This window comes from Sphingomonas sp. SFZ2018-12 (genome assembly GCF_022496715.1).
Taxonomy (GTDB): Bacteria; Pseudomonadota; Alphaproteobacteria; order Sphingomonadales; family Sphingomonadaceae; genus Sphingomonas.
Genome location: NZ_WTFM01000002.1, coordinates 834,342 through 855,831 on the forward strand (window position 1 = coordinate 834,342; position 21,490 = coordinate 855,831).

The following is a 21,490-nucleotide window of genomic DNA, read 5'->3' on the forward strand; positions in this document are numbered from 1 at the left end:
GTTTCGTCACGGCAGCACACCCATGGCTTGATTGAAAGCCGAAATCGCAGCGTCGTAGGCAACCTTTGCCGCCGCTAGGTCGCGCTCCGCTTCGGACAGTGTCTGGCGGGCGCGCAAGGCTTCGATGAAGCCGATCTCGCCTTCGCGCTGACCTTTTTGCGTCAGCGCGAACGATTGCGCCAACGCGGATCGACGCGCCTCGGCGGCGTCGAGCGCGGTTTGAGCCGAGCCCAGCCGGCGCTGCGCGGCGGCTTGTTCGGCGATCAAGCGGGCGCGGAGGCGGGCTGCCTCGGCAACGGCGGCGAGCGCTTCGGAGCGAGCGCCGGAAGCGTCGGCGACCGCAAGCTGATTGCGTCCCAGCGGCACGCGTATTCCGAGCAGAAGCGATGTCGCCGACCCCTGTCCCGGACCGATCCGTTCACGGCGCGCACCGACCTGTCCTTCCGGCCGGATGCGCGCGCCATAAGCGAGCGCCCGTGCGCGGGCGTCTGCCGCGATCGCGCGGTCGCTGGCCGCGCGAAGCGCGGGATGATCCTCGATGCTGGAACGGCGCGTTAATATTTCGGGTGTCAGATCGTTCGGCGGGGCACCTGCAAGTGCCGCATAAGCCGCCTCGGCGCGCGCCAGCTCGGCTTCCGCTTGGCTGAGCCGCGCCGCCGCCGCTGCCGTCTCACTTCGCGCCAGCAGCAGATCGCGTCGTGACTCCTCGCCGGCGGCTTCGAGCCTGGCAACCTGCGACCCGGTCGTAGTCGCGATCGCAAGTTGATCGCGGTTCACCGCCACCATCGCCCGAGCACCAGCCAGCGCCCACCAGGCGTCCCGCACCTCCCCTGCAATGCGGAGCTGGGCGGCGGCGAATCCCGAGTCCGCTGCCCGGCCGGTGTTCGCGCCCCATGATCGGATTGCGCGTCCCTCGCCGGGCCAGCGCAAGCCGGCGGATACCGAGACTTCCTGCTCGATCGACCCGCTGCCCCGCGTCAGCACATCGCCTGCCGCCACCGGCGGTCCTGCGAACGGGCCGCGACCGGCGCGCGCCAGCGCACTCGCCTGATCCCTGAGCGCCGGCAGGCTGGCAGCGTCGGGAGACAAGCGGATGGCGATATCGACGGCTTCATGCAGATCGCGGGCGGCGGGCGCGGGCGGCTCCGATTGGGCAAGGCCTGCTGACCCGACAACGATCGTCGAGACGACGATTGCCAGCCGCAGCACCCAATTTGCACCTTGCCCCCGCTGCATTGACCGCACGTCCTCCACTGTAGTTTCAAGACCGATACGCAGCGCAGGGGTTCGGCCCTCAGATTATTCCACTCGCTAACCCGCTCAGAAATTCGCGCCGTCGATGAGGGGAGCCCGGTCGGCGTGCGTAAAGAGATCGAACCAACCGCGCAGGATTGTTGTGATGCCCACTAATCGAACCTTGCTGACGATATCCGCTGTGGCGGCCGCGCTGTTGGCCGGGACCGCCGCGCAGGCGCATTCCAAATTGGTCGCATCGACGCCAGCCGCGAATGCCACCGTCGCTGCGCCGGCCCGGCTCGAACTTCGCTACGACGAGAAGCTCTCGCCCAAATCGCGCGTCGAACTGTTCATGACTGCCGCTCCCGGGAAGGCAGCGGGCAGCCCGATGCCTATCGGCGTCGCGACGACCCTTGGCGGCGACGCGAGGACGCTCATCACAAAGCCACAGAAACCGCTCGCCAGGGGTAGCTATCTAATCGCCTGGCACGCCATCGCCACCGATGGCGACAGAACCGACGGGACGGTGCGGTTCGTCGTTCGTTGAGCCGATCGGCTAGTCGAATAGCCGCGCCGTGCAGGCTCGCGGAAAGGAAATTCCTCAGTCGTACGGCTTCTGGGCGCCGGACAACTGCCTGGGCTGCATTGCGACGACAGGACCGCAATAGTCTTGTGAGCGGCATGATAGAGTGTCGATAAGACGGGGCAACGGGACACTGGATCATAACAGCGTTGCCATCGATCGGATCGGACCTTCCGAACTGATTTCCATCCAGATCATTTGCGCTCGATCGACTCGATCTCCGCAGTCTTGCCGTCCCACCGGAAGCTGAACTTAACCCGGTCGCCAACCTTAAGCCCGCCCGTCTGACCATCCTTGGCGGAAAAGCCCATCGTCATTGCAGGCCATTGCAGCTCGGTTACCGGGCCATGTGAGAGCGTGATCTTGCCGGTGCTCGCATCGATGGCGGTGACGGTACCCTCACCGTTGCCGATCTTGGGCTCGGTCTGCGCCTCGGCGGCATGCACATTAGTGCCAGGGCTGGTGTCGGGATTGCCACAGCCAGCCAGCATCAGCGGCAGGGCGATAGAAATGATCTTTTTCACGAAAATACTCCTTCATCTCCAGGTCGAAAGCGGGTGCGTCGACGCATTAGCAGATAGGCTGCCGGGATGACGAGCATCGACAGAAGCGGGGCAGTCAGCATCCCGCCGATCATCGGCGCGGCGATGCGACTGGTGACCTCCGAACCCGTGCCGGTTCCGATCAGAACCGGGAACAACCCGGCCAAAATCACGGCCACGGTCATTGCCTTGGGCCGCACGCGTAGCAGCGCGCCCTCGCGCACCGCCGCCTCGACATTTTCGGCTGACGGGTCCGCACCGCGCTCGGCAAGCGCGTGCTTGAGGTAGATCAGCATGACCACGCCGAACTCCGCCGCGACTCCCGCCAGCGCGATAAAGCCGACTGCGGTCGCCACCGACTGGTTGTAGCCCAATAGCCAAAGCAGCCAGAACCCGCCGGTCAGCGCGAACGGCAGGGTCGCCATGACCAGCAATGCCTCGTCGAACCGGCCAAAGGTGACATAGAGCAGCACGAAGATGATGAGGAGCGTCGCCGGCACGACGACCGTCAACCGCTCCCTTGCACGCGCGAGATATTCGAACTGGCCGGTGAAGCTGACGCTGATCCCCGGCGGCAGCTTCACGTCGCGGTCGATCACATGCTGGAGATCGGCGACGATCGAGGTGAGATCGCGCCCTCGCGCATCGACATAGATCCACGTGACAGGCCGTCCATTCTCGCTACGCAGCATCGGCGGCCCTTCGCTGGTCGTGATCGTCGCCACCGTCCCCAGCGTCACCTGCTGACCGCCCGGCGCCAGGAAGCGGAGATTGCGCAGCGCGTCCGCGCTGTCGCGCAACTCGCGCGGATATCGGACACTGATCGGATAGCGCGCCAGCCCCTCCACCGTCTGGCCCACGGTTTCGCCGCCGATCGCGCTCGAGACAACCGACTGGACATCCGCGATATTCATCCCGAACCGGGCGGCGGCAAAGCGATCGATATCGATGTCGATGTAGCGTCCGCCAGTCAGCCGCTCCGCGAGCACAGAACTCACATCGGGCACGGTCTTGGCGACGGCCTCGATATGGCGCGCCGTGGCGTCAATTTGCGTCAGATCGGAACCCGCCACCTTGATCCCGATCGCACTCTTGATCCCGGTCGACAGCATGTCGATCCGGTTGCGGATCGGCGGAATCCAGAAATTGGCGAGGCCCGGCACCTTGACCGCGTGGTCGAGCGCATCGACCAGCTTCTCCGGCGTCATGCCGGGGCGCCACCGGTCGCGCGGCTTGAAGCGGACCATTGTCTCGAACATTTCCATCGGCGCGGGGTCGGTCGCCGTTTCGGCACGTCCCGCCTTGCCGAACACGCTGTCGACCTCGGGGACGGTCTTGATCAGCCGGTCGGTCTGCTGGAGCAGTTGCGCGGCCTTGGCGGTCGAGATGCCGGGAAGGGCCGATGGCATGTATAGCAGGTCGCCCTCGTCGATCTGCGGAATGAATTCGCCGCCCAGTTGCGAGAGGGGGAAGAGGCTGGTCGCAAAGACGAGGCCAGCGATGGCCAAGGTGCGCTTCGGATGAACGAGCACCCAATCGAGCGCGGGCCGATAGAGCGCGGTCAGCACGCGGTTGATCGGATTGGCGCTTTCCGGCGGGATGCGACCGCGAATCAGATACCCCATCAGCACCGGTACCAGGGTGATCGACAGGATGGCGGCGGCGGCCATCGCGTAAGTCTTGGTGAAGGCAAGCGGCGCGAACAGCCGCCCCTCCTGCCCTTGAAGCGCAAAAACCGGAACAAACGACAAGGCGATAATCATGAGGCTGAGGAACAGCGCCGGTCCGACTTCCGAAGCTGCATTCCCGATCACCGCCCAACGGCGGGCGCCTTTCAGCTCCTCATCGGGATGATCGTGCGCCCAGCGCTCAAGATGCTTATGTGCGTTCTCGATCATCACGACGGCGGCGTCGATCATCGCGCCAATCGCAATGGCAATGCCGCCCAGCGACATGATGTTAGCGTTGATCCCCTGCACCCGCATCACGATGAAAGCGGCAAGAACGCCGAGCGGGAGCGTCACGACCGCGACCAAGGCCGATCGCGCGTGCCACAGAAACAGCGCGCAGACGATCGCGACGACGATGAACTCCTCGATCAGCTTGCTCGTCAGATTATCGACCGATCGCCCGATCAGCGCCGATCGATCATAAGTGGGAACGATCTCGACGCCGGCCGGCAGGCTGGCCTTCAGCGTTTCGAGCTTGGCCTTGACCGCGCTGATGGCAGCCCGGGCGTTTGCGCCCGAGCGCAGAACGATGATGCCGCCGGCGACTTCACCTTGTCCGTTCAATTCGGCCACACCGCGCCGCATGTCGGGGCCGACCTGTACGGTTGCCACATCGGCAAGCGTGACGGGCACGCCACCCGCCGTCGTCTTGATCGGCAACGCCCGGAAATCGTCGAGATTGGCGAGATAGCCGCTCGCGCGGACGATATATTCGGCTTCGGCCTGTTCGATCACCGAGCCGCCCGCTTCCTGGTTGCCGCGCCTGATCGCGTCGATCACCGCCTCGTGCGTGACGCCGTAGGCGATCAGCTTGTCGGGATCGAGCACGACTTGGTATTGCCGCACCATGCCGCCAACGGTCGCGACTTCGCTGACGCCGGGGATCGTCTTCAGCTCATAGCGGAGGAACCAGTCCTGCAAGCTCCGGAGCTCGGCCAGGTCATGGCGGTCGCTGCGATCGACCAGCGCATATTCGTAAATCCAGCCAACGCCGGTCGCGTCGGGCCCGAGCTCGGTCTTGGCGCCCGCCGGCAACTGTCCCTGGACCTGGCTCAGATATTCGAGCACGCGGCTGCGCGCCCAATAGAGGTCGGTATTGTCCTCGAACAGCACGTAGACGAGGCTGTAGCCGACGAAGGAATAGCCGCGCACGACCCGGGCGCCGGGCACCGACAGCATCGTCGTCGCGAGCGGATAGGTGACCTGGTTTTCGACGATACGCGGCGCCTGGCCCGGATAATTGGTGCGGATGATGACCTGCACGTCGGACAGGTCCGGAAGCGCGTCGATCGCGGTCGAGCGCACCGCAATGAACCCTGCCGCCGCGATCATCGCCGCAGCGAGCAGCACGAACAGTCGTTGCGCAATCGACCAGCGAATGACGGCGGCAATCACTTGTGGCTTCCCGCAGGAGCCGCGCCGATCGGGCGGACCGGGATGCCGGTCAGACTCGCTTCGGAGTCGAGCAGGAACTGGCCCGAGGCGACGACCTTCTCGCCCTCGGCCAAACCGGCAAGGACTTCACTGCGACCGCCGCTTTCGCGGCCGATCTGAACCTCGGCGGGATGATAGCGGCCATCGCCTGCCGCGAGCATCACGAGCGTGCGCTTGCCGGTGCGGATCACCGCTTCGGTCGGGATCAACAGCGCGCTGCGCTCGCCTTCGCCCAGCGCCACGCGGGCGAACATGCCGGGCCGCAATCGCAGCCCCGGATTGCGCAGCTCGACCCGCACCGTGACGGTGCGGCTGTCGCTCTGCGCGGTCGGCAGGATCGCCTGCACCCGCCCGGGAAAGCGCTCGCCCGGAAAGGCGGCGAGTTCCGCCGTCACCGTGCCACCCGGATGGACCTCGCCAACCCGAGCCTCGGGGACCGACGCGTCGAGCCATACCGATTGCAGGCCGACGATCCGCGCGAGCGGCTGGCCTGCGGCGAGTGTCATGCCAGGTCGCACGTCGAGCGTGTCGATGACGCCTGCTATCGGCGTGGTCATCGCCGTTACGTCTTGAACGCGCCCGCTCCGTGCAACGGCAGCGATCAACCCCGGCGGCATGCCGAGTAGCGCGAGCCGCTGGCGTGCCGCTGCCGCGAGTGCGGCATTGCCGGTGCGCCGAACCGCCAGATATTCGCGCTGCGCGCCGCCCCATTCGGGCACGAGCAACGCGGCTATCTGCGCTCCGGCGGCAACCACGTCGCCCGGTGCCCGGCCATAGCCGCGCTGCACGAACCCGGCGCTGCGCGCTTGCACCACCGCAACGTTGCGCTCGTTGAAGGCGATGACGCCGGTGACATCAACGCCGGTCGCGAGGGTATCGCGCTTCGCTGCGGCGATGCGAACGCCCAGATTCTGCATCGCCGCCGGGTTGATCGTCACTGCCGGGGGGCCGCTCGCACCCGTGCCCCCTGTGCCGCTACCCCCATCGGCATATTTGGGGACCAGCTCCATATCCATGAACGGCGACTTGCCGGGCTTGTCGAACTTCTGGTTCGGGAACATCGGATCGTAATAATAAAGCGGCTGCTTGCCGCCGGCCGCTTCCGACCCGGTGGACGCACCACCATTTGGCGGTGAGGAATAACGACCGCCGAGGAACCCGATCAGCGCGACGAAGGCCAACGCTGCGGCAAGTTGGGAGGCCCGATCTGCGTTCATCTTCACGGCCGATCTCCTCCGTAGCTGAGCGTGATCCGCACCCCGTCGCGCGCCACCTCGGCCTCGCGGTCGAGCAGGTCGACCTCCGCCTCGGCCAGCGCGATCGACGATTGCAGCGCGGTGCCGAGATCGATCCTTCCGGCGGCGTAGCTCGCTCGATCCAGATCGTTCCGCTGGCGGGCCAGCGGGAGCAAAATATCCTGCGCACGCTCAAGCCGCTCATGATGCATCCGATGATCGGCAAGATCGCTCTCGAACGCCGCGATGATCTCGCGTTCGGCATCGGCTCGGTCGAGGCGGGCGCGTGCCATCTCGCTCGCCCTGGCCGCGATCACCGGATTCTGGCGTTTACCCGCGAACAACGGCAGGTCGATCTTGACGCCCAGCGAGAACAGGTTGCCGTAACGCGGCTCGCGATTGCCAATCGATCCGCTAACTTCCCAATCGGGATGCTTGGCAGCCTCCGCCAGACGCATCTCAGCGGCCGCCTGGCCGATCAGCGCGTCCTTGACCTGGAGCGACGGGAGCGTCGCCAGTCCGGCGCGCAGGCCGGCCTCGTTGAGCGTCGCATCCGGCGGCGGACCGACCACCTGCGGATCGGCCTCGCCCGTCCAGCGCGTCAGCTGGGCACGGGCGCTGGCGATTGCCGCCTTGAGATCGCTGCGGCGGTCATCGAGCGCAGCGCGCAGTCGCTGCGGCTCGATCGCCTCGGCCGGACGGGCGGCACCGCTCGCCAGCCGGGCCGGCGCGGTCGTTGCGAGATCATTCAGTCGCTGGCCCAGCCGGTCCAGGATCGCCAGCCGGCGCTCGGCATAATAGAGATCGACCCACGCCATCCCCGCTGCGACACGGACCCGTCGACGTTCCGCTGCGCCCTCGGCATCGGCCATCCCGATATCGGCAGTCGCGCGCGCGGCGCGCGCTCGACGCTTGGCGATGTTGGGCACTTCCTGGCTGATGCCGAGCACGCCCATCGTGAAGTTGTCGCTGTTGAACTTGCCCGCGTCAGGACCGGTAAAGGGAAAGTCTTGCAGCTTAACTTCGAGCTTGGGATCGGGCAGCCGATCAGCGGCAATCGCCGCCGATCGCGCCGCATCGGCAGACGCGGCGCGCGCAGCAATGCTCGGCGCATCATGATCGGCGCGCTCCAGCGCCTGATCGAATGTCAATGGCCCCGCGTTCGCCGGAACCGACGCGAATATTGCGACCGCAGTAATGATCCTTCGGTGCATCATAATCCCCCTTCGCCATTTATGGCTGATCGAGCTGAAACGGCAAAGAGGACCGTCGATAGAAGACGGTCCTTGTGCGTGACAGAATGTCGCCCGATGGACGTCAGTCCATCGGGCGAAGGGGGAGTTACGATGCGCTCGCGGCCATCTCCGGCGTAGCCTTCATGTCGGCCATTTGCCCGACCGGAACCATCCGGCGGTCGGTGACGGTGGGGACCCAAGTAACGCCGCCGCGGGGGCCGGCATTCCAACGCCAGTGCCCTTTTATAACAGCCGTTTCGACAGGCTTGGCGGGACGGTCGGCTACGCGATGCGCCGTGCCACGCGGGCCGGGCGTGTATTCCCAATGATAGCCATCGCTACCATGGGCGGCGGCGAAAGCCGGGGCGGTGGTGCCAAGGCCTGCGGCAAGCGCGGTCGCAGCGAGAACGATGCTTGAAAAACGGGTCATGATAAGTTCCTCGAATGATGCCAGTCCCGCCGCTCTGGGTCGGGCCGGTTATGTCGCTTGATCCATGCGGGCGCGGGCCATTCGGCAGTCGCGATCCGCATCCGGTAAAGTGGGAGCGCCGTCGGGCGCTTGGGTCAGGCGACGTTTCGAGGAGGAGGATCAAGCCCGCGCGTGGGCTTGGCGATCGTGAACGATACCAGTTGCGGTAACGGGCGAACGCTGAGCTCAATCGCCCGGGCAGAAGGCTGCGGCGCGGGCGTCGCCAGCGCGACGACGCACATCGCGTCGCACGCCAGCATACACGCCTTGTGCTTCTCGTCGCAGCACGAGCCTTTCTTCATGCCATGATCCATCGACGCCATTACCGGCATCGCATCGGCGCACATCGCCTGCGTCGCGAGCGCCGGAACCGGAGCCGCCACGACAAACATCGCCAGAATCAGGATGAGTAGACGCTTCATGGTGGGCTATTCGTAGCACAACCGCTATGAGTTACAAAACAATGCGACTTAGCGCTGTGGACTCATGGCACCGATGCGCGACAGCGGATCGGATAATCGGCCCATCGGCTCGGCTGACCTGACCGGCTGTTTCTAACTGAGACAATGTCGGAATTGAAACGGCATTTCGCCATATCCACTTCGTCCCTTAAGCGAAGGAACTCCACGCCATCATGATGAGTAACAACACGCCGAGAAGTCCTTGATAAACAACAAAGGGCCATGCGGAGAAGCGCTCGAGAATGCGCTTCAGCGCCCAGATCGCGATGAACGCGGAAATTGAAGCCGTTAACAGACCGACCATCAGCACCGACCAGCCGCGCAGGTCGAGCCCCGGCCGGTGGAGTTCCCAAATCTCCTTGAGTGCCGCGAGCGCGATAGCCGGAATACCTATCAGGAAGGACAAACGCGCCGCCTCCTCGCGCCTGAAGATGAGCGCCAGGGCCGCGGTCAGGGTCGAGCCCGATCTCGAAATACCGGGAATGGGGGCACCAACCTGAGCAAGTCCGACGAGAATTGCATCAACAAGCGAGGAACTCTCGACGGTACGGCGATGACGTGCCGTAATCTCGGTCAGCGCCATCAGGAGCGCCATGCCGATACAGGCCCAGCCGATCGCCGTGAGACTGCGAAGCGGCGAAGCGCATTGATTGAGGATGGTGCTCAGTGCGGCGCCGGCGATCACGATCGGAAGGGTGGCGAGCCCGATGCGCAGCGTCAGCCGAAGGTCGGCGTCGTCAAAACGCCGCTGAGTGATGGCCGAAACGGAGCCACCAGCGAGCCGGACCACGTCCCGCCGAAAATAGCTGACCACCGCCACCCGAGCAGCAAGCTGCATCGCCGCCGAGAACGCCGCGCCGGGATCGCGCCGGCCCAGCAGCGCGGGAACGACGCGCATGTGGGCCGTCGAGGAGATCGGAAGCAGCTCGGTTATCCCCTGGACCAATCCCAGCCACGCGACCTTGGCATGACCGAGGGACACGAAGCCGGTATCGACGCCAGGCGAGCATGCAGCGGTCATGGGCTATCTTTCCCTGGATGGAGCGGGCTGCGTCAGGACGCCCGCCGCCGATTATACGAGAAACCGATAAATATCGCGGCGGCCATCGCAAGCTGCGTCAGGATCGACTGCCAGGTCGGGAAGATGCCGAGCATCGAAAGCCGCGGCGCGGCCGCCATCGGCGCGATGTCAATAATGCCGGCTTCCTGGAGAGCGGCGACGCCCTTCCCGGCGAGGACGACTGTCAGCCCCGCCATCAGCCACGAACTGTAGGAGAAGAATTGGGCGATCGGCAGTTGACGGCTGTAGCGCAGCATGGCCCAGGCGATCACCCCCAGCATCAGCACCGCGGCCGCAGCACCCGCGAGCAGCGCACCACCATTACCCTGCACCCAGAGCGCTGCGTAGAACAGAATCGTCTCGAACACCTCGCGGTACACGACCACGAACGCGAGGCCGCACAGGAGCCAGGCCGAGCGATCCGACAGGGCATGCGCCATCTTGTCCCGGATGTAGCGCTGCCATTGATCGGCCTGTGCCTTGCCATGCATCCAGATTCCGACCGACAGCAGAACCACGGCAGCGAACAGCGAGCCGAACCCTTCGGTCAGCTCGCGGCTCGCGCCGCTGATCCCGATCGCATAAGTGGCGACGAACCAGGTAAGCAGTCCCGCCGCGAGGGCACCGACCCATCCTCCATGGACATAGGGCAGAACCTCTGTCCGCTCCGCCTTCCGGAGAAAGGCGATCATGGCGACAATGATGAGCAGGGCTTCCAGCCCCTCGCGCAGCAGGATCGTCAACGCGCCCAGGAACGTCGAGGCTTGGCTGGACGCACTCGGTACCAGGGCCGCTTCGGCATCGTCGAACAAGCCGTTCAGGACGAGCGCGCGGTTCGCGAGATCGTCCGCCGAAACGCCCTGGTCGATTGCGGCGCGATACTCGCCCATCGCGCCTTCGATCCGGCTGAGCAATGTCGCATCGCGCGCGCCCAGGGTGGGCTCGACCGGCTCGAATCCGTCAAGATAGGCGGAGAGTGCAATCTCCTTGGCGGCGCGGCGGTCGCCTTTGCGAAACGCGTCGAGACTGGCTGCGAGCTTCTGCCGAACCAGCGAGAGCGAGCCCGGCGCCTGCGCGACCACGGCTTCCGGGTGACGGCGCAGATAGGCCATCACCGCCAGCGCCGGTCGTTCGCCGATGCTCGATGCAAGCGTGGCCGGCGTGAGCGAAACCAGCGTCTTGAGGTCCGGTATGCGCTGCCGCAGCGTGGGGTCTGCCTTCCACAGACGCTCGCCCTCGCGGGCCTGGTCATCGGTCAAGGCAAAGCTCCCGGCGCGAAGCGCAAGCGCCCAGCGATCGTCGCTCGGAAGGTCCGCGAAGCTCTGCATGGCGGTGCCGTCAATGCCCTGGCCGATGACCTGATAGAGCGCGAATATGCTTCGCTGGCGGGCACGGGTCAGATCGGTGAAAGCGATCGGCGATGTGCTGAGCTTGGCCGCATTCAGGCCATGGCCATCGCCGGTCGCGCCATGGCATGCGGCGCAGGTCGTCTGGAACAATGCCTCGCCCCGCGCGAAGCTCGGCGGCGTGGCGGGGGCAAGCGGAACGGGATAGGCTTGGAGGAGGTCTGCTGCCAGTCCGTGCGTGAGCGTTGCGACTTCTTCCGGCGATCCCTTGCGGCCGATGACAGCCTGGAGGTGCGCGGCGCCCGACATCAATGCCCCGCGCTGCGGTGTCGGCGGCAAGGTTGCGAGCCGCGCCGACACGGATGCCGCGAATTCGGTCATCTCGGCATATTCAGACGCGCTCTTTATCCGGCCCCCATCGACCGCGCCGCCATAGTCCACGGCCATATAGTCGAGCAGCCGCCAGGCGGTTTGCACGTCGTTCGGGTCCGCTGCCGGTGCCGCGCTCAGCCCGGCCGGTATCGCGGCCAGCCAAAAAAGCGCGATTACCGAGGCGAAGACGCGCCGAGCCGTTGCCGCTGAGAATCGGCGAAATGGGAGGTGGGACATCGCTCTGCCCTACAACCTCCAGTAGCTGTAGAAGCAAGAACTTTGCGAGCACGACGCAATAGCAATTGTCAGGGCAGTGTGATGCACGACATGGACGATGTCCGATCGGCCAGGATCAGTAATAGTCGGCAAGCCGGATCTCGCGGACGGCACCGCCATCGACCGTGAGCTTCACACGCCTTCCGACAGGTCCGAAGCGCCAGCGCCAGAGCGCTCCCCGGGTATAGGTAAAGTCGACCGGCCGGCCGTCGACCGCAATGATCCGCTCTCCGATCGCCCAACCATCGCGTGCCGCAGGACTTCCCGCCGCGACATGGACCACAATGAGGGCGTCGGTGGAAGCCGCGAGACCGAGGCCGCTATGGTCTTCCAGCATGGCCGGTCGGCGGTCGGATGCGAGTGCGTGGAGCCACAGCCGTCCGACCGTGAAGTCGAGCACCACGTCGAATTGGGCAAGCAGCGGCAGGCCGATATTGCCGACCGTGCTGCCGGAAAGCCAATCGTCGACGGCGAGCGCGGGGATGACATCCACGCCAAGGCCCGCGACCTCGGTACGATCCACCATGAACGTGGTTGCGAGACGCTTGCCGTCCACGCCGCCGAGAACCGCGGTTGAACGCGGCTTGCCGTCTAGCAAGCCGTGCCGATCGGCATAGCCCTGCGACACTATCAGCGCCGTGCTGCTCCCGAGGTCGACCACGAGCGGCGCAGGATCGAGTCCGGCGATCGACGCATAGACCAACAGCTCGCGATTGCTCCCGTGCCCCATCGGCGCGAAAGCCCAATCCGGTCCGCCTGCAAAGCGCTCGGCCAGGGCGTAGCGAGCATTCGCGAAATCCAGCGCCAGGCACCGACCGGCGAGCACGTCCTGGCCCAATATGAGATCGATCGGCCTCCCGAACGCGGCCGACGCCGTATCGAGATCGGCAGTATAGGCCAGGGCGAGGTGGCGTGACTGCCGGCCGATCACGACATCGAGGTCGCGGACGATCCTCGCAGAGGCTCGTCCGCCCAATCCGCGGATCGTGCGTGTCTCGGCCCCGTCCAGCCCCAGTCGCTGCGCGAGCGAAGCGCTGATGATGGAGGCCGCGCTGCCGCTGTCGAGAATGGCCGCCACCGAAATTCCGCCGACGTCCGCACGCACCACCAGCGTATCGCCGGTTGCCATTTCGAAGCTGTCCCAAGCGGCATCGGAAGCGAGCCCGCTCCACAATCCGCCCCGATGCGCCGTCATGGCGAGCAAGCGGGACGGCGTGGTAGCCAACGCCAAGCCACTACCGGACAGAAGGCCGGCGAGTATCGCTCGTCGCTGCACGGTCAAGGCGTCCGAATTGCGTTCACCACATTACCTGATTGGTCACTGCCCATAATCGCAGCGATCGGTCGGTTCCTACCTCCTCCAGCCGCTGGAGGATCAAGCCTTTTCGCCACGAGGTGGCGTGTTTGCTATGCGACTGGTCGGGCAATGGCCTGGATGACGCGGCAGTCGGCGATCCGCTGGCGATCGCAATTCTGACTCATCGCGGCCAGTTCATCGCGAAGGGCTGCGAGCTGTCCCAATCGTTCCTCTACTGCGGCGAGGTGACGAGATGCGATCGCCATCGCTTCCCCGCAATCGCGCCCCGGCTCGCTGGCGAGTGCAATGAGCGAACGAATCTCCTCGATCGAGAAGCCCAGCCTGCGGCCGTTGCGAACGAAGTTGAGCCGATCGACATCGCGAAGCGCATAAGTGCGCCGATTAGACTCAGTCCGCACCGGCCGATCGAGCAACCCGATCTCCTCATAGAAGCGGATCGTCGTCACTTTGGTGGCGGTCGCGCGCGATAGCTCCCCGATTTTCATGCGGTTTTCGTCTCCGATCTGTTGCGAGCGCGTCGCTTTAGTGCTTGCTCCTACAGTGACTAGAGATTGTAGGGAAGGCTGATGACCGAATCCGCCTCCTCATCCTGCGCCTGTCATGGCGACGAGAAACGCGCACAACACGACCCGGCCTATCGACACGCGCTTACGGTCGTCGTCGTGCTCAACCTCGCATTTGGCCTGTGTGAGCTCGTCGGTGGCTTCCTTGCCGACAGCCAGGCCCTGAAGGCGGATTCACTCGACTTCCTTGGAGATGGCTCGATCAGCCTGTTGGGGCTGATCGCGCTGACATGGTCCCCGCGTAGCCGCGCTCGGATTGCGCTCAGCCAAGGACTTTTCCTAGGAGCGTTAGGCCTCGTGGTCATCGGCTTCGCAATCTGGCGGGCGCTGAATGCAGCCGTGCCGGAGGCGGAACTGATGGGCGGGATCGGTGTCGTGGCGCTTGCCGTCAATGTCACCGCGGCCTTGGTGCTTGCCCGCTTCCGCGAAGGCGACGCCAATGTGCAGGCGATCTGGCTGTTCAGCCGCAACGATGCCATCGCGAACATCGCGGTCATCGTCGCGGCCGGGCTCGTCGCATGGACGGACAGCGCATGGCCCGACCTCGTGGTGGCCGGCGTGATCGCTCTTCTTTTCCTCCATTCCACCTATGAGATCGTCCGCAACGCACGGGCCGAACTCAGCTCCACCCCCTGATCCTTGGGTATCATGCCACCAATTTCGAACCCCTTGGCCTGCGCGCTCGCCGCAGCCGTCCTCGCCTCAGCGTCCGGCGTCCCCGCAGCTCATGCCCAGACATCGGCGTCGGCGAACGCCCCTGTCTTGACGCTGGCCGACGCGCTCGACCTCGCCGGTTCGGCTTCGCCCAATATCGACGCCGCCGATGCCGGCGTGCGCGCCGCGGGCGCGGCTCGGCGGGTCGCCGCTCTTCGGCCGAACCCGTTGCTCAATGCCGACATCGAGAATGTCGGCGGTTCGCGCGCGTATAACGAGATCGAAGCGCCCAAACAGACGGTCTCGGTCGGCGTGCCGGTCGAACTGGGAGGCAAGCGCTCCGCCCGGATCGCGGTCGCCGATGCTCAAGGCAACCGCGCGCAGATCGAGCGGGTCGTTGCCGGCGCTGATCTCCGGGTGGCCGTGACACAAGCCTATGTGGAAGCTCTCGCAGCCGATCGGCGTCTTGCGACCGCACGTGACCAGGCGGCGATCGCGGCAGAGGCGGTCCGTGCCGCCCATGTTCGCGTCGTGGCCGGGCGCGCGTCGCCGCTGGAGGAACAGCGCGCCGAAGTGCTGCGGATCAGCGCGGACGCAGCCGTCGACCGCGCGGCGCGCCTCGCGGACTTGGCAAGGGCGAACCTCGGTCGCCGTATCGGCCGTCCCGCGACGGGCGCGCTCGATGAAGCATGGTTTGATCGGGTGGACAGCTATGGGCCGTCGCAGCTCGACGCCGGCAGCAGTCTTGCCGTCGCTTCGGCGCGAGCCGACGAAAAAGCGGCCGACGCACAGCTTCGGCTGGCGCGATCGCAGCGGCTGCCCGATGTGACGGTGAGCGCAGGCTTGCGGCGCCTGCCGATCAACAATGACGTGGCTGCGGTGTTTGGCGTGTCCGTGCCGTTACCGTTCTTCAACAGCGGCACATCGTCGATCGCGCAGGCAGGCGCCGAACGGGACAGGGCCACGGCGCTGCGACGCGCGGCCGAACTCGAAAATGAGCAGGCAATCGGGCAGGCACAGGCGGATGTCGCCAACGCCGCAGCAGCGGCCAGGACCGCGGCGGGGCCGTCGCTCGCCGCGGCCCAGGAGGCCGCGCGCATCGCCCGCATCGGCTATCGCGAAGGCAAGTTCGGCCAGCTCGATCTTCTCGAGGCGGAACGCACTCTGGCCGATACCCGGTCGGCCGCGATCGACGCGCTTGCCGCCTTCCACAACGCCCAGGCCCAGCTCGATCGCCTGACCGCCTCCGCAAAGGACTGACCCGATGACCTCATCCCGTTTCCAGGCGGCTTCACCGCTTCTCCTGGCAGTGCTGCTTGCTGCATGCAGTGGGCAGGCGGCCAAGGAAGCCTCCGGCGAAAAGACCGAAGCGGCCGGAGAAGCCAAGGGCGAGAGCGGCAAGAAGGCCGATACGGTCAAGCTGTCGGCCGACCAGATCAGGACGGCCGGAATCGAGATCGTCCATCCGACCGTCGGCGGGAATGGCGGCGCGATCGAGCTGCCGGCGACCGTCGAGGGCAATCCGCAAGGCACGCAAATCGTGTCCGCCGCGATCGCCGGGCGGGTGGTGGCGCTCAATCGCAATCTTGGCGAGGCCGTCCGGCGCGGCGAGACGCTAGCGGTGGTTGAGAGCCGCGAGGCAGCCTCGCTCAAGGGCGAAGTCGAGGCGGCGCGCGCACGGCTCGCGCTCGCACAGTCGAACTATGCACGCGAGCAGCGCCTCTATGCCGAGCGCGTGTCGCCCGAACAGGATCTGATCGCGGCGCGCACCGCAGCGACGGAAGCGAACATCGCGCTTCGCCTCGCGCGCCAGCAACTGTCCGCGACCGGCGGCGGCGGCGGGTCACTCAACCGCGTCGGCATCGTCGCGCCGATCGCGGGCCAGGTCATTGGCCGGAACGCCATGCTTGGGCAGACCGTCGCGGCCGATGCCGAGCTGTTCCGCGTTGCCAATCTTTCGACCGTCTCGCTTTCGCTGTCGCTCTCGCCGGCGGATGCAGGCCGGGTGCACCCGGGCGCGACCGTCGAGATGACGGCGCCGGGACGGACAACGCAGGCCCGTGTCACCTTCGTTTCGCCTGCGCTTGATCCCCAGACGCGGCTCGTGCCCGTCGTCGCGACCATCGACAACCGAGGCGGCCAATGGCGCGTCGGCGAATCCGTGACCGCCGCGATCCAGCTCGTCGGCGCAGGCGATACCAGTATTCGCGTGCCGCTCACGTCGATCCAGACGATCGACGGCAAGTCCGTTGTGTTCGTCCGGACCGACGATGGCTTCAAGGCGACGCCGGTGACGCTCGGCGCCCAGTCGGGCGAGACAGTGGTCATTGCCTCGGGCCTCACCGGACGCGAGCAGGTTGCCTCCACCAACAGCTTCATCCTGAAATCCGAACTCGGCAAGAGCGCGGGTGGGGACGAGGATTAAGCCATGATCGAACGCATCGTTACCCTTGCGGTCGCGCGTCGCTGGCTTGTCCTGCTGCTGACCGTCGTTGCCGCCATCATCGGCATCGTGTCGCTCCGGCAGCTCCCGATCGACGCCGTTCCCGATGTCACCAACAATCAGGTGCAGATCAACGTGCGGGCGCCGGCGCTTTCGCCGGAGTTGATCGAAAAGCAGGTCACATTCCCGGTCGAGACCGCGCTCGCCGGCATCAAGGGCCTCGAGAGCACGCGCTCGCTGAGCCGCAACGGCTTCGCCCAGGTAACGGCGGTATTTTCCGACGCGACCGACATCTATTTCGCGCGGGCGCAGGTGGCCGAGCGGCTCAACGATCTGAAGGAATCGCTGCCAGCCGGTGTCACGCCGGAAATGGGCGCAATCGCGACCGGCCTCGGCGACATCTACATGTGGACGCTCCACTATCAAGAGCGTGGTCATGAACGGCACAAGCCCGGCGAGCCCGGCATCCAGCCCGATGGCAGCTATATAACGCCCGAGGGGGATCGCCTCGTCAGCGAGGCCGACCGGGCGACCTATCTCCACAGCGTCCAGGAATGGATCGTCGCGCCGCAGGTGAAATCGGTTGCCGGTGTCGCCGGCGTCGACTCGCTCGGCGGTTTCGACAAGGAATATCTGGTTGTACCCGACGTCCAGAAGCTCGCCGCGATCAAGCTCAGCCTGGCCGAACTTGCCGACGCGCTGGAGGCGAACAACAGCGCGATCGGGGCCGGGGTGGTCGATCGCAACGGCGAAGGGCTCGCGGTGCGCGCCGACGCGCGCATCCGCAGCATCCCGCAGCTCCGCAACACGGTGGTCGCGACGCGCGACGGCGTGCCGATCCTGCTCGGGCAGGTCGCCGATGTCCGTCTCGGCCAGGGAATCCGCCTCGGTTCGGCGTCGGAGAATGGCCGGGAAGTCGTGACCGGCACCGCCGTGATGCGGATCGGCGAGAACAGCCGCACCGTATCAACCGGCGTGGGCGAACGGTTGCGCAAGATCGGTCCGTCGCTTCCGCCCGATGTTGTGATCGAGCCCGTGCTTGACCGGACCGCGCTGGTGAACTCGACCATCTCCACTGTTGCTCGCAACCTGGGCGAAGGCGCGGTGCTGGTTATCGTCGTCCTGTTCCTGCTGCTCGGCAATTTTCGCGCTGCTCTGATCGCGGCGGCAGTCATCCCGGTCACGATGTTGCTGACCAGCTTCGGCATGCTCCGCGTCGGGGTCTCGGCGAACCTGATGAGCCTTGGCGCACTCGATTTCGGTCTGATCGTCGACGGCGCCGTTATCATCGTCGAGAATGCCTTGCGTCGCCTGGCCGAGCGGCAGCACCGCCACGGCCATCATCTCGATATTGGCGAGCGCCTGTCCGTGATCGCCCAGGCCGCTCGTGAGATGATCCGCCCCTCGGTCTATGGGCAGGCGATCATCATCATCGTTTATGTGCCGCTGCTGACCCTTTCGGGTGTGGAGGGCAAGACGTTCGAGCCGATGGCGCTCACCGTCATCATGGCGCTGCTGTTCGCCTTCATCCTGTCGCTCACCTTCGTGCCGGCGGCGATCGCCGTCTGGCTGAGCAAGCCGGTGGAGGAGAAGGAAGGCCGGATCGTTGGATGGCTGCGCCGCCGCTACGAACCGGGCCTCGACCGGGCGCTCAGCCGTCCCAAGCTCACGATCGGCATCGCCGTGGCGTCACTCGCGCTCGCCGTGGGGGGCTATCTGTCCCTCGGCCAGGAGTTCCTGCCCCAGCTCGACGAGGGCAATGTCCTCGTCTCCGCCTATCGCGTGCCGGGCACCTCGGTCGAGCAAAGCCAGAAGATGCAGTTCCAGATCGAGAAGGTGCTTGCCGGGATGCCCGAGATCAAGACGGTGTTCTCGCGAACTGGCACCGCCGAGCTGGCGTCGGACCCGATGCCGCCCAACGCAACCGACACCTTCGTCATGCTCAAGCCGCGTGACCAATGGCCCGATCCGGGTGAGGCGAAGGCGGAGGTGGTCGAGCGCATCGAAAAACGTCTGGCTGGCGTTCCGGGCCATTCCTACGAGGTCACCCAGCCGATCCAGATGCGCTTCAACGAGCTGATCGCCGGCGTCCGCAGCGATGTCGCGGTCAAGGTGTTCGGCGACGACTTCGGCCAGATGAACGACGTCGCCGACAAGATTGCGGCGGTGCTGCGCCGCGCGAAAGGCGCCGAGGACGTGAAGGTCGAGCAGACCGAAGGCTTGCCGATGCTCGATATCGCCTTCAACCGCGATGCAGCGGCGCGTCTCGGCGTCACCGCCAAAGACGTCCAGGCGGCCATCGCCGCGACGGTCGGCGGCCGCGAGGCGGGGGTCATTTTCGAGGGCGATCGCCACTTCCCGGTCGTCATCCGTCTGTCCGACGCCGATCGCGCCAATTTCGAGAGACTGGGACAGGTGCCCGTGCCGACGCCGTCGGGCGTATCGGTGCCGCTGGCGAGTGTCGCCGACATCCAGATCAATGATGGTCCCAACCAGATCAGCCGCGAGAACGGCAAACGGCGCGTCGTCGTTCAGGCCAATGTTCGCGGTCGGGATGTCGCGAGCGTGGTCGCGGAAACGCAGGCGGCGATCGCGCGCGACGTGGCACTGCCGGCGGGCACCTATCTCGAATGGGGCGGTCAGTTCGAGAATCTCGCATCAGCCCGCGCGCGGCTGATGCTGGTCGTGCCGGCCTGCTTCGCGCTGATCCTGCTGCTGCTCTACGGCGCGCTCGGCTCGGCGCGCGATGCCGCGATCGTCTTCACCGGCGTTCCCCTCGCGCTGGTCGGCGGCGTCCTCGCGCTCGTGCTGCGCGGCATGCCCTTCTCGATCTCGGCGGCCGTGGGCTTCATCGCCTTGTCTGGCATCGCGGTGCTCAACGGGCTGGTGATGGTGACGTCGATCCAGGACCTTATGCGCAACGGCATGGACCGGGCGACGGCGAGCCGTGACGGTGCCTTGGCCCGGCTTCGCCCTGTGGCGATGACGGCGCTGGTGGCCTCGCTCGGCTTCGTGCCGATGGCGCTCGGGCATGGTGCCGGTGCTGAGGTCCAGAAACCGCTGGCCACGGTCGTCATCGGCGGCCTGATCTCCGCGACCTTGCTGACTCTGTTCGTGCTGCCGACGCTCTACGCGCGCTACGGCCGGCGGGAATTGCCACGGTCGCACGACGAGCAGGGGGAAGCAGGCGCGGCTCCGACCGTGGGTCACCATGGCGGCCCCGCACCTCAGAACGCCTGATACGGCCGGGTGGCCGACGCGCATGTCCAAGCCGCTTGCGGCCAAAGGCGTCGGCCCATGTTCTCAAGCGTGGTCTCAACGCCCGGCTCTCGTGGCTTCGGATGTCGGTGTCCGACGGTACTGGAAGTTGAGAAACGCGCTTGAGTGCCGCGCCGCCGGCGAGGCCGGCCATCCAGCACCGCCGAACATCTTGGGGATAGTGTGAAATTCGTGAGCTGACCATGGCTTATGCTTGCCAATATCGGCCCGCTCGCACAGAATCTCCCCAATGAGAAAGGATATCGATCATCTGCCTGCGGCGCAGCGGGGCGAACTGGACCGGGTCCAGGGCGTGCTGATGGACGAGTTCGCCGAGGCCATCGCCAAGGCGACCTCGCCGTCGCGCAAGAACGGCAAGATCCTCAAAGTCATCCTGTTCGGAAGCTATGCGCGCGACGACTGGGTCGACGAACCCGAGAATGGCTATCAGTCCGATTTCGATCTGCTCGTGGTCGTCAACCACAGCGACCTGACCGATATCGCCCATTACTGGTACGTCGCCGAGGACAGAATTCTGCGCGACGCCGCGATCCAACGGCCGGTCAACATCATCGTCCATGCGCTCGACGAGGTGAACCAGTCATTGAAGCGCGGCGAGTATTTCTGGGTCGATATCGCGCGCGACGGCATCGTGCTCTACGAGCTGCCCTGCCATCCGCTGGCGACGCCGATGCCGCTCACCTCGACCGATGCCTATCTGATGGCGAAGGCCTATTTCGAGGAGTGGCTCGAAAAGGTCACTGACGCGATAGAGATTGCTGAATTTTGCATTGAAAAAGGCAAGTGGAAGGACGCAGCCTTTACGCTGCATCAGGCTACCGAACGCGCCTATATCTGCTTCCTGCTCGTGCGGACGCTCTATTTCCCGCGCTCGCACAACATCAAGTTCCTCCGCTCGCTCGCGGAGGACAGCGAACCCCGGCTGATTGATGTCTGGCCGCGCGATCGGCGTCTCGACCGCCGCCGCTTCCAGCTCCTCAAGCGTGCCTATGTCGAGGCGCGCTATTCGACCGCCTATCAGATCGACGTCGACGATCTGACCGCGATCCTCGCCTGCGTGCGAACCTTGCGCGACGTGGTCGAGCAAGTTTCGCGCGAGCATCTCGAAACGCTTCGGACCAAAGCCGGGCACTGATTTTCCCTTTCCGGCATCAATTTGGCGACGCTGTCGGCCGTCTTGCCTTTATCTTTGATCTGCGCCTAATCTGCGGCTGCGTCGCGTAGCGCCGCCGGGGCTTGAGAACCCCGCTTGAG

At 65.7% G+C, this 21,490-nt stretch carries 17 protein-coding genes; 6 read left to right on the top strand and 11 right to left on the bottom strand.

Annotated elements, in window-relative coordinates:
• Positions 1 to 6: 6 nt before the first annotated feature.
• Entirely contained in the window at positions 7 to 1,236 is a 1,230-nt protein-coding gene (locus GO308_RS13085) for a TolC family protein (protein ID WP_240885761.1), read from the bottom strand.
• 199 nt (positions 1,237 to 1,435) lie between these two features.
• Between GO308_RS13085 and GO308_RS13090 the strand changes: the two genes are divergently transcribed.
• A complete protein-coding gene (locus GO308_RS13090) occupies positions 1,436 to 1,783 on the top strand; it encodes a copper resistance protein CopC (protein ID WP_240885762.1) in 348 nt (115 codons plus the stop codon).
• Positions 1,784 to 2,013: 230 nt separating this feature from the next.
• On the opposite strand, the gene GO308_RS13095 is transcribed toward GO308_RS13090, so the two are convergent.
• The 10 genes from GO308_RS13095 to GO308_RS13140 all read right to left on the bottom strand — a co-directional run bounded on the left by GO308_RS13095 (position 2,014) and on the right by GO308_RS13140 (position 13,782).
• On the bottom strand, positions 2,014 to 2,343 hold the full coding sequence (locus GO308_RS13095) for a copper-binding protein (protein WP_240885763.1): 330 nt from the start codon (positions 2,341 to 2,343) through the stop codon (positions 2,014 to 2,016).
• Positions 2,340 to 5,486 (bottom strand): efflux RND transporter permease subunit, encoded by a 3,147-nt coding sequence (locus GO308_RS13100; RefSeq protein ID WP_240885764.1) that lies wholly within the window; start codon positions 5,484 to 5,486, stop codon positions 2,340 to 2,342. The genes GO308_RS13095 and GO308_RS13100 overlap by 4 nt, the downstream gene beginning before the upstream one ends.
• Positions 5,483 to 6,742, bottom strand: a complete 1,260-nt coding sequence (locus GO308_RS13105) for an efflux RND transporter periplasmic adaptor subunit (protein WP_240885825.1) — start codon at positions 6,740 to 6,742, stop codon at positions 5,483 to 5,485. Before GO308_RS13105 ends, GO308_RS13100 begins: the two co-directional genes overlap by 4 nt.
• Before the next feature lie 2 nt (positions 6,743 to 6,744).
• Entirely contained in the window at positions 6,745 to 7,911 is a 1,167-nt protein-coding gene (locus GO308_RS13110; protein ID WP_240885765.1) for a TolC family protein, read from the bottom strand.
• A gap of 190 nt (positions 7,912 to 8,101) precedes the next feature.
• Entirely contained in the window at positions 8,102 to 8,425 is a 324-nt protein-coding gene (locus GO308_RS13115) for a hypothetical protein (protein ID WP_240885766.1), read from the bottom strand.
• Between the two features lie 134 nt (positions 8,426 to 8,559).
• Positions 8,560 to 8,856 carry a hypothetical protein gene (locus GO308_RS13120; protein WP_240885767.1) on the bottom strand — a complete coding sequence of 99 codons (297 nt, stop codon included), beginning with the start codon at positions 8,854 to 8,856 and terminating at the stop codon, positions 8,560 to 8,562.
• A 217-nt stretch (positions 8,857 to 9,073) separates the two neighbouring features.
• Positions 9,074 to 9,946 (bottom strand): undecaprenyl-diphosphate phosphatase, encoded by an 873-nt coding sequence (locus GO308_RS13125; protein ID WP_240885768.1) that lies wholly within the window; start codon positions 9,944 to 9,946, stop codon positions 9,074 to 9,076.
• Positions 9,947 to 9,978: 32 nt separating this feature from the next.
• Positions 9,979 to 11,940: a cytochrome c/FTR1 family iron permease gene (locus tag GO308_RS13130; protein WP_240885769.1), complete on the bottom strand. Its 1,962-nt coding sequence runs from the start codon at positions 11,938 to 11,940 to the stop codon at positions 9,979 to 9,981.
• A 115-nt stretch (positions 11,941 to 12,055) separates the two neighbouring features.
• Positions 12,056 to 13,174 carry an aspartyl protease family protein gene (locus GO308_RS13135; RefSeq protein WP_240885770.1) on the bottom strand — a complete coding sequence of 373 codons (1,119 nt, stop codon included), beginning with the start codon at positions 13,172 to 13,174 and terminating at the stop codon, positions 12,056 to 12,058.
• Between the two features lie 212 nt (positions 13,175 to 13,386).
• Positions 13,387 to 13,782 (bottom strand): helix-turn-helix domain-containing protein, encoded by a 396-nt coding sequence (locus tag GO308_RS13140; protein ID WP_240885771.1) that lies wholly within the window; start codon positions 13,780 to 13,782, stop codon positions 13,387 to 13,389.
• A gap of 81 nt (positions 13,783 to 13,863) precedes the next feature.
• Here GO308_RS13140 and GO308_RS13145 point away from each other — a divergent pair, with 81 nt between their 5' ends.
• From GO308_RS13145 to GO308_RS13165, 5 genes are all read left to right on the top strand, one after another.
• A complete protein-coding gene (locus GO308_RS13145; protein ID WP_240885772.1) occupies positions 13,864 to 14,496 on the top strand; it encodes a cation transporter in 633 nt (210 codons plus the stop codon).
• Positions 14,497 to 14,508: 12 nt separating this feature from the next.
• A complete protein-coding gene (locus GO308_RS13150; protein ID WP_240885773.1) occupies positions 14,509 to 15,774 on the top strand; it encodes a TolC family protein in 1,266 nt (421 codons plus the stop codon).
• Between the two features lie 4 nt (positions 15,775 to 15,778).
• Positions 15,779 to 16,939 carry an efflux RND transporter periplasmic adaptor subunit gene (locus GO308_RS13155; RefSeq protein ID WP_240885774.1) on the top strand — a complete coding sequence of 387 codons (1,161 nt, stop codon included), beginning with the start codon at positions 15,779 to 15,781 and terminating at the stop codon, positions 16,937 to 16,939.
• A 3-nt stretch (positions 16,940 to 16,942) separates the two neighbouring features.
• Positions 16,943 to 20,197: a CusA/CzcA family heavy metal efflux RND transporter gene (locus GO308_RS13160; RefSeq protein WP_240885775.1), complete on the top strand. Its 3,255-nt coding sequence runs from the start codon at positions 16,943 to 16,945 to the stop codon at positions 20,195 to 20,197.
• A gap of 268 nt (positions 20,198 to 20,465) precedes the next feature.
• Positions 20,466 to 21,371, top strand: coding sequence for a HEPN domain-containing protein (locus GO308_RS13165; protein ID WP_240885776.1), 906 nt, complete (start codon positions 20,466 to 20,468; stop codon positions 21,369 to 21,371).
• Positions 21,372 to 21,490 lie beyond the last annotated feature (119 nt).

Excerpts from the sequence above, each read along its gene's own strand:
- GO308_RS13120 (WP_240885767.1), bottom strand. The coding sequence starts at position 8,856 with ATGTTTGTCGTGGCGGCTCCGGTTCCGGCGCTCGCGACGCAGGCGATG.
- GO308_RS13085 (WP_240885761.1), bottom strand. The coding sequence starts at position 1,236 with ATGCAGCGGGGGCAAGGTGCAAATTGGGTGCTGCGGCTGGCAATCGTC.
- GO308_RS13115 (WP_240885766.1), bottom strand. The coding sequence starts at position 8,425 with ATGACCCGTTTTTCAAGCATCGTTCTCGCTGCGACCGCGCTTGCCGCA.
- GO308_RS13160 (WP_240885775.1), top strand. The coding sequence starts at position 16,943 with ATGATCGAACGCATCGTTACCCTTGCGGTCGCGCGTCGCTGGCTTGTC.
- GO308_RS13105 (WP_240885825.1), bottom strand. The coding sequence starts at position 6,742 with ATGAACGCAGATCGGGCCTCCCAACTTGCCGCAGCGTTGGCCTTCGTC.
- GO308_RS13130 (WP_240885769.1), bottom strand. The coding sequence starts at position 11,940 with ATGTCCCACCTCCCATTTCGCCGATTCTCAGCGGCAACGGCTCGGCGC.
- GO308_RS13145 (WP_240885772.1), top strand. The coding sequence starts at position 13,864 with ATGACCGAATCCGCCTCCTCATCCTGCGCCTGTCATGGCGACGAGAAA.
- GO308_RS13155 (WP_240885774.1), top strand. The coding sequence starts at position 15,779 with ATGACCTCATCCCGTTTCCAGGCGGCTTCACCGCTTCTCCTGGCAGTG.
- GO308_RS13140 (WP_240885771.1), bottom strand. The coding sequence starts at position 13,782 with ATGAAAATCGGGGAGCTATCGCGCGCGACCGCCACCAAAGTGACGACG.
- GO308_RS13125 (WP_240885768.1), bottom strand. The coding sequence starts at position 9,946 with ATGACCGCTGCATGCTCGCCTGGCGTCGATACCGGCTTCGTGTCCCTC.
- GO308_RS13165 (WP_240885776.1), top strand. The coding sequence starts at position 20,466 with ATGAGAAAGGATATCGATCATCTGCCTGCGGCGCAGCGGGGCGAACTG.
- GO308_RS13150 (WP_240885773.1), top strand. The coding sequence starts at position 14,509 with ATGCCACCAATTTCGAACCCCTTGGCCTGCGCGCTCGCCGCAGCCGTC.
- GO308_RS13135 (WP_240885770.1), bottom strand. The coding sequence starts at position 13,174 with ATGACGGCGCATCGGGGCGGATTGTGGAGCGGGCTCGCTTCCGATGCC.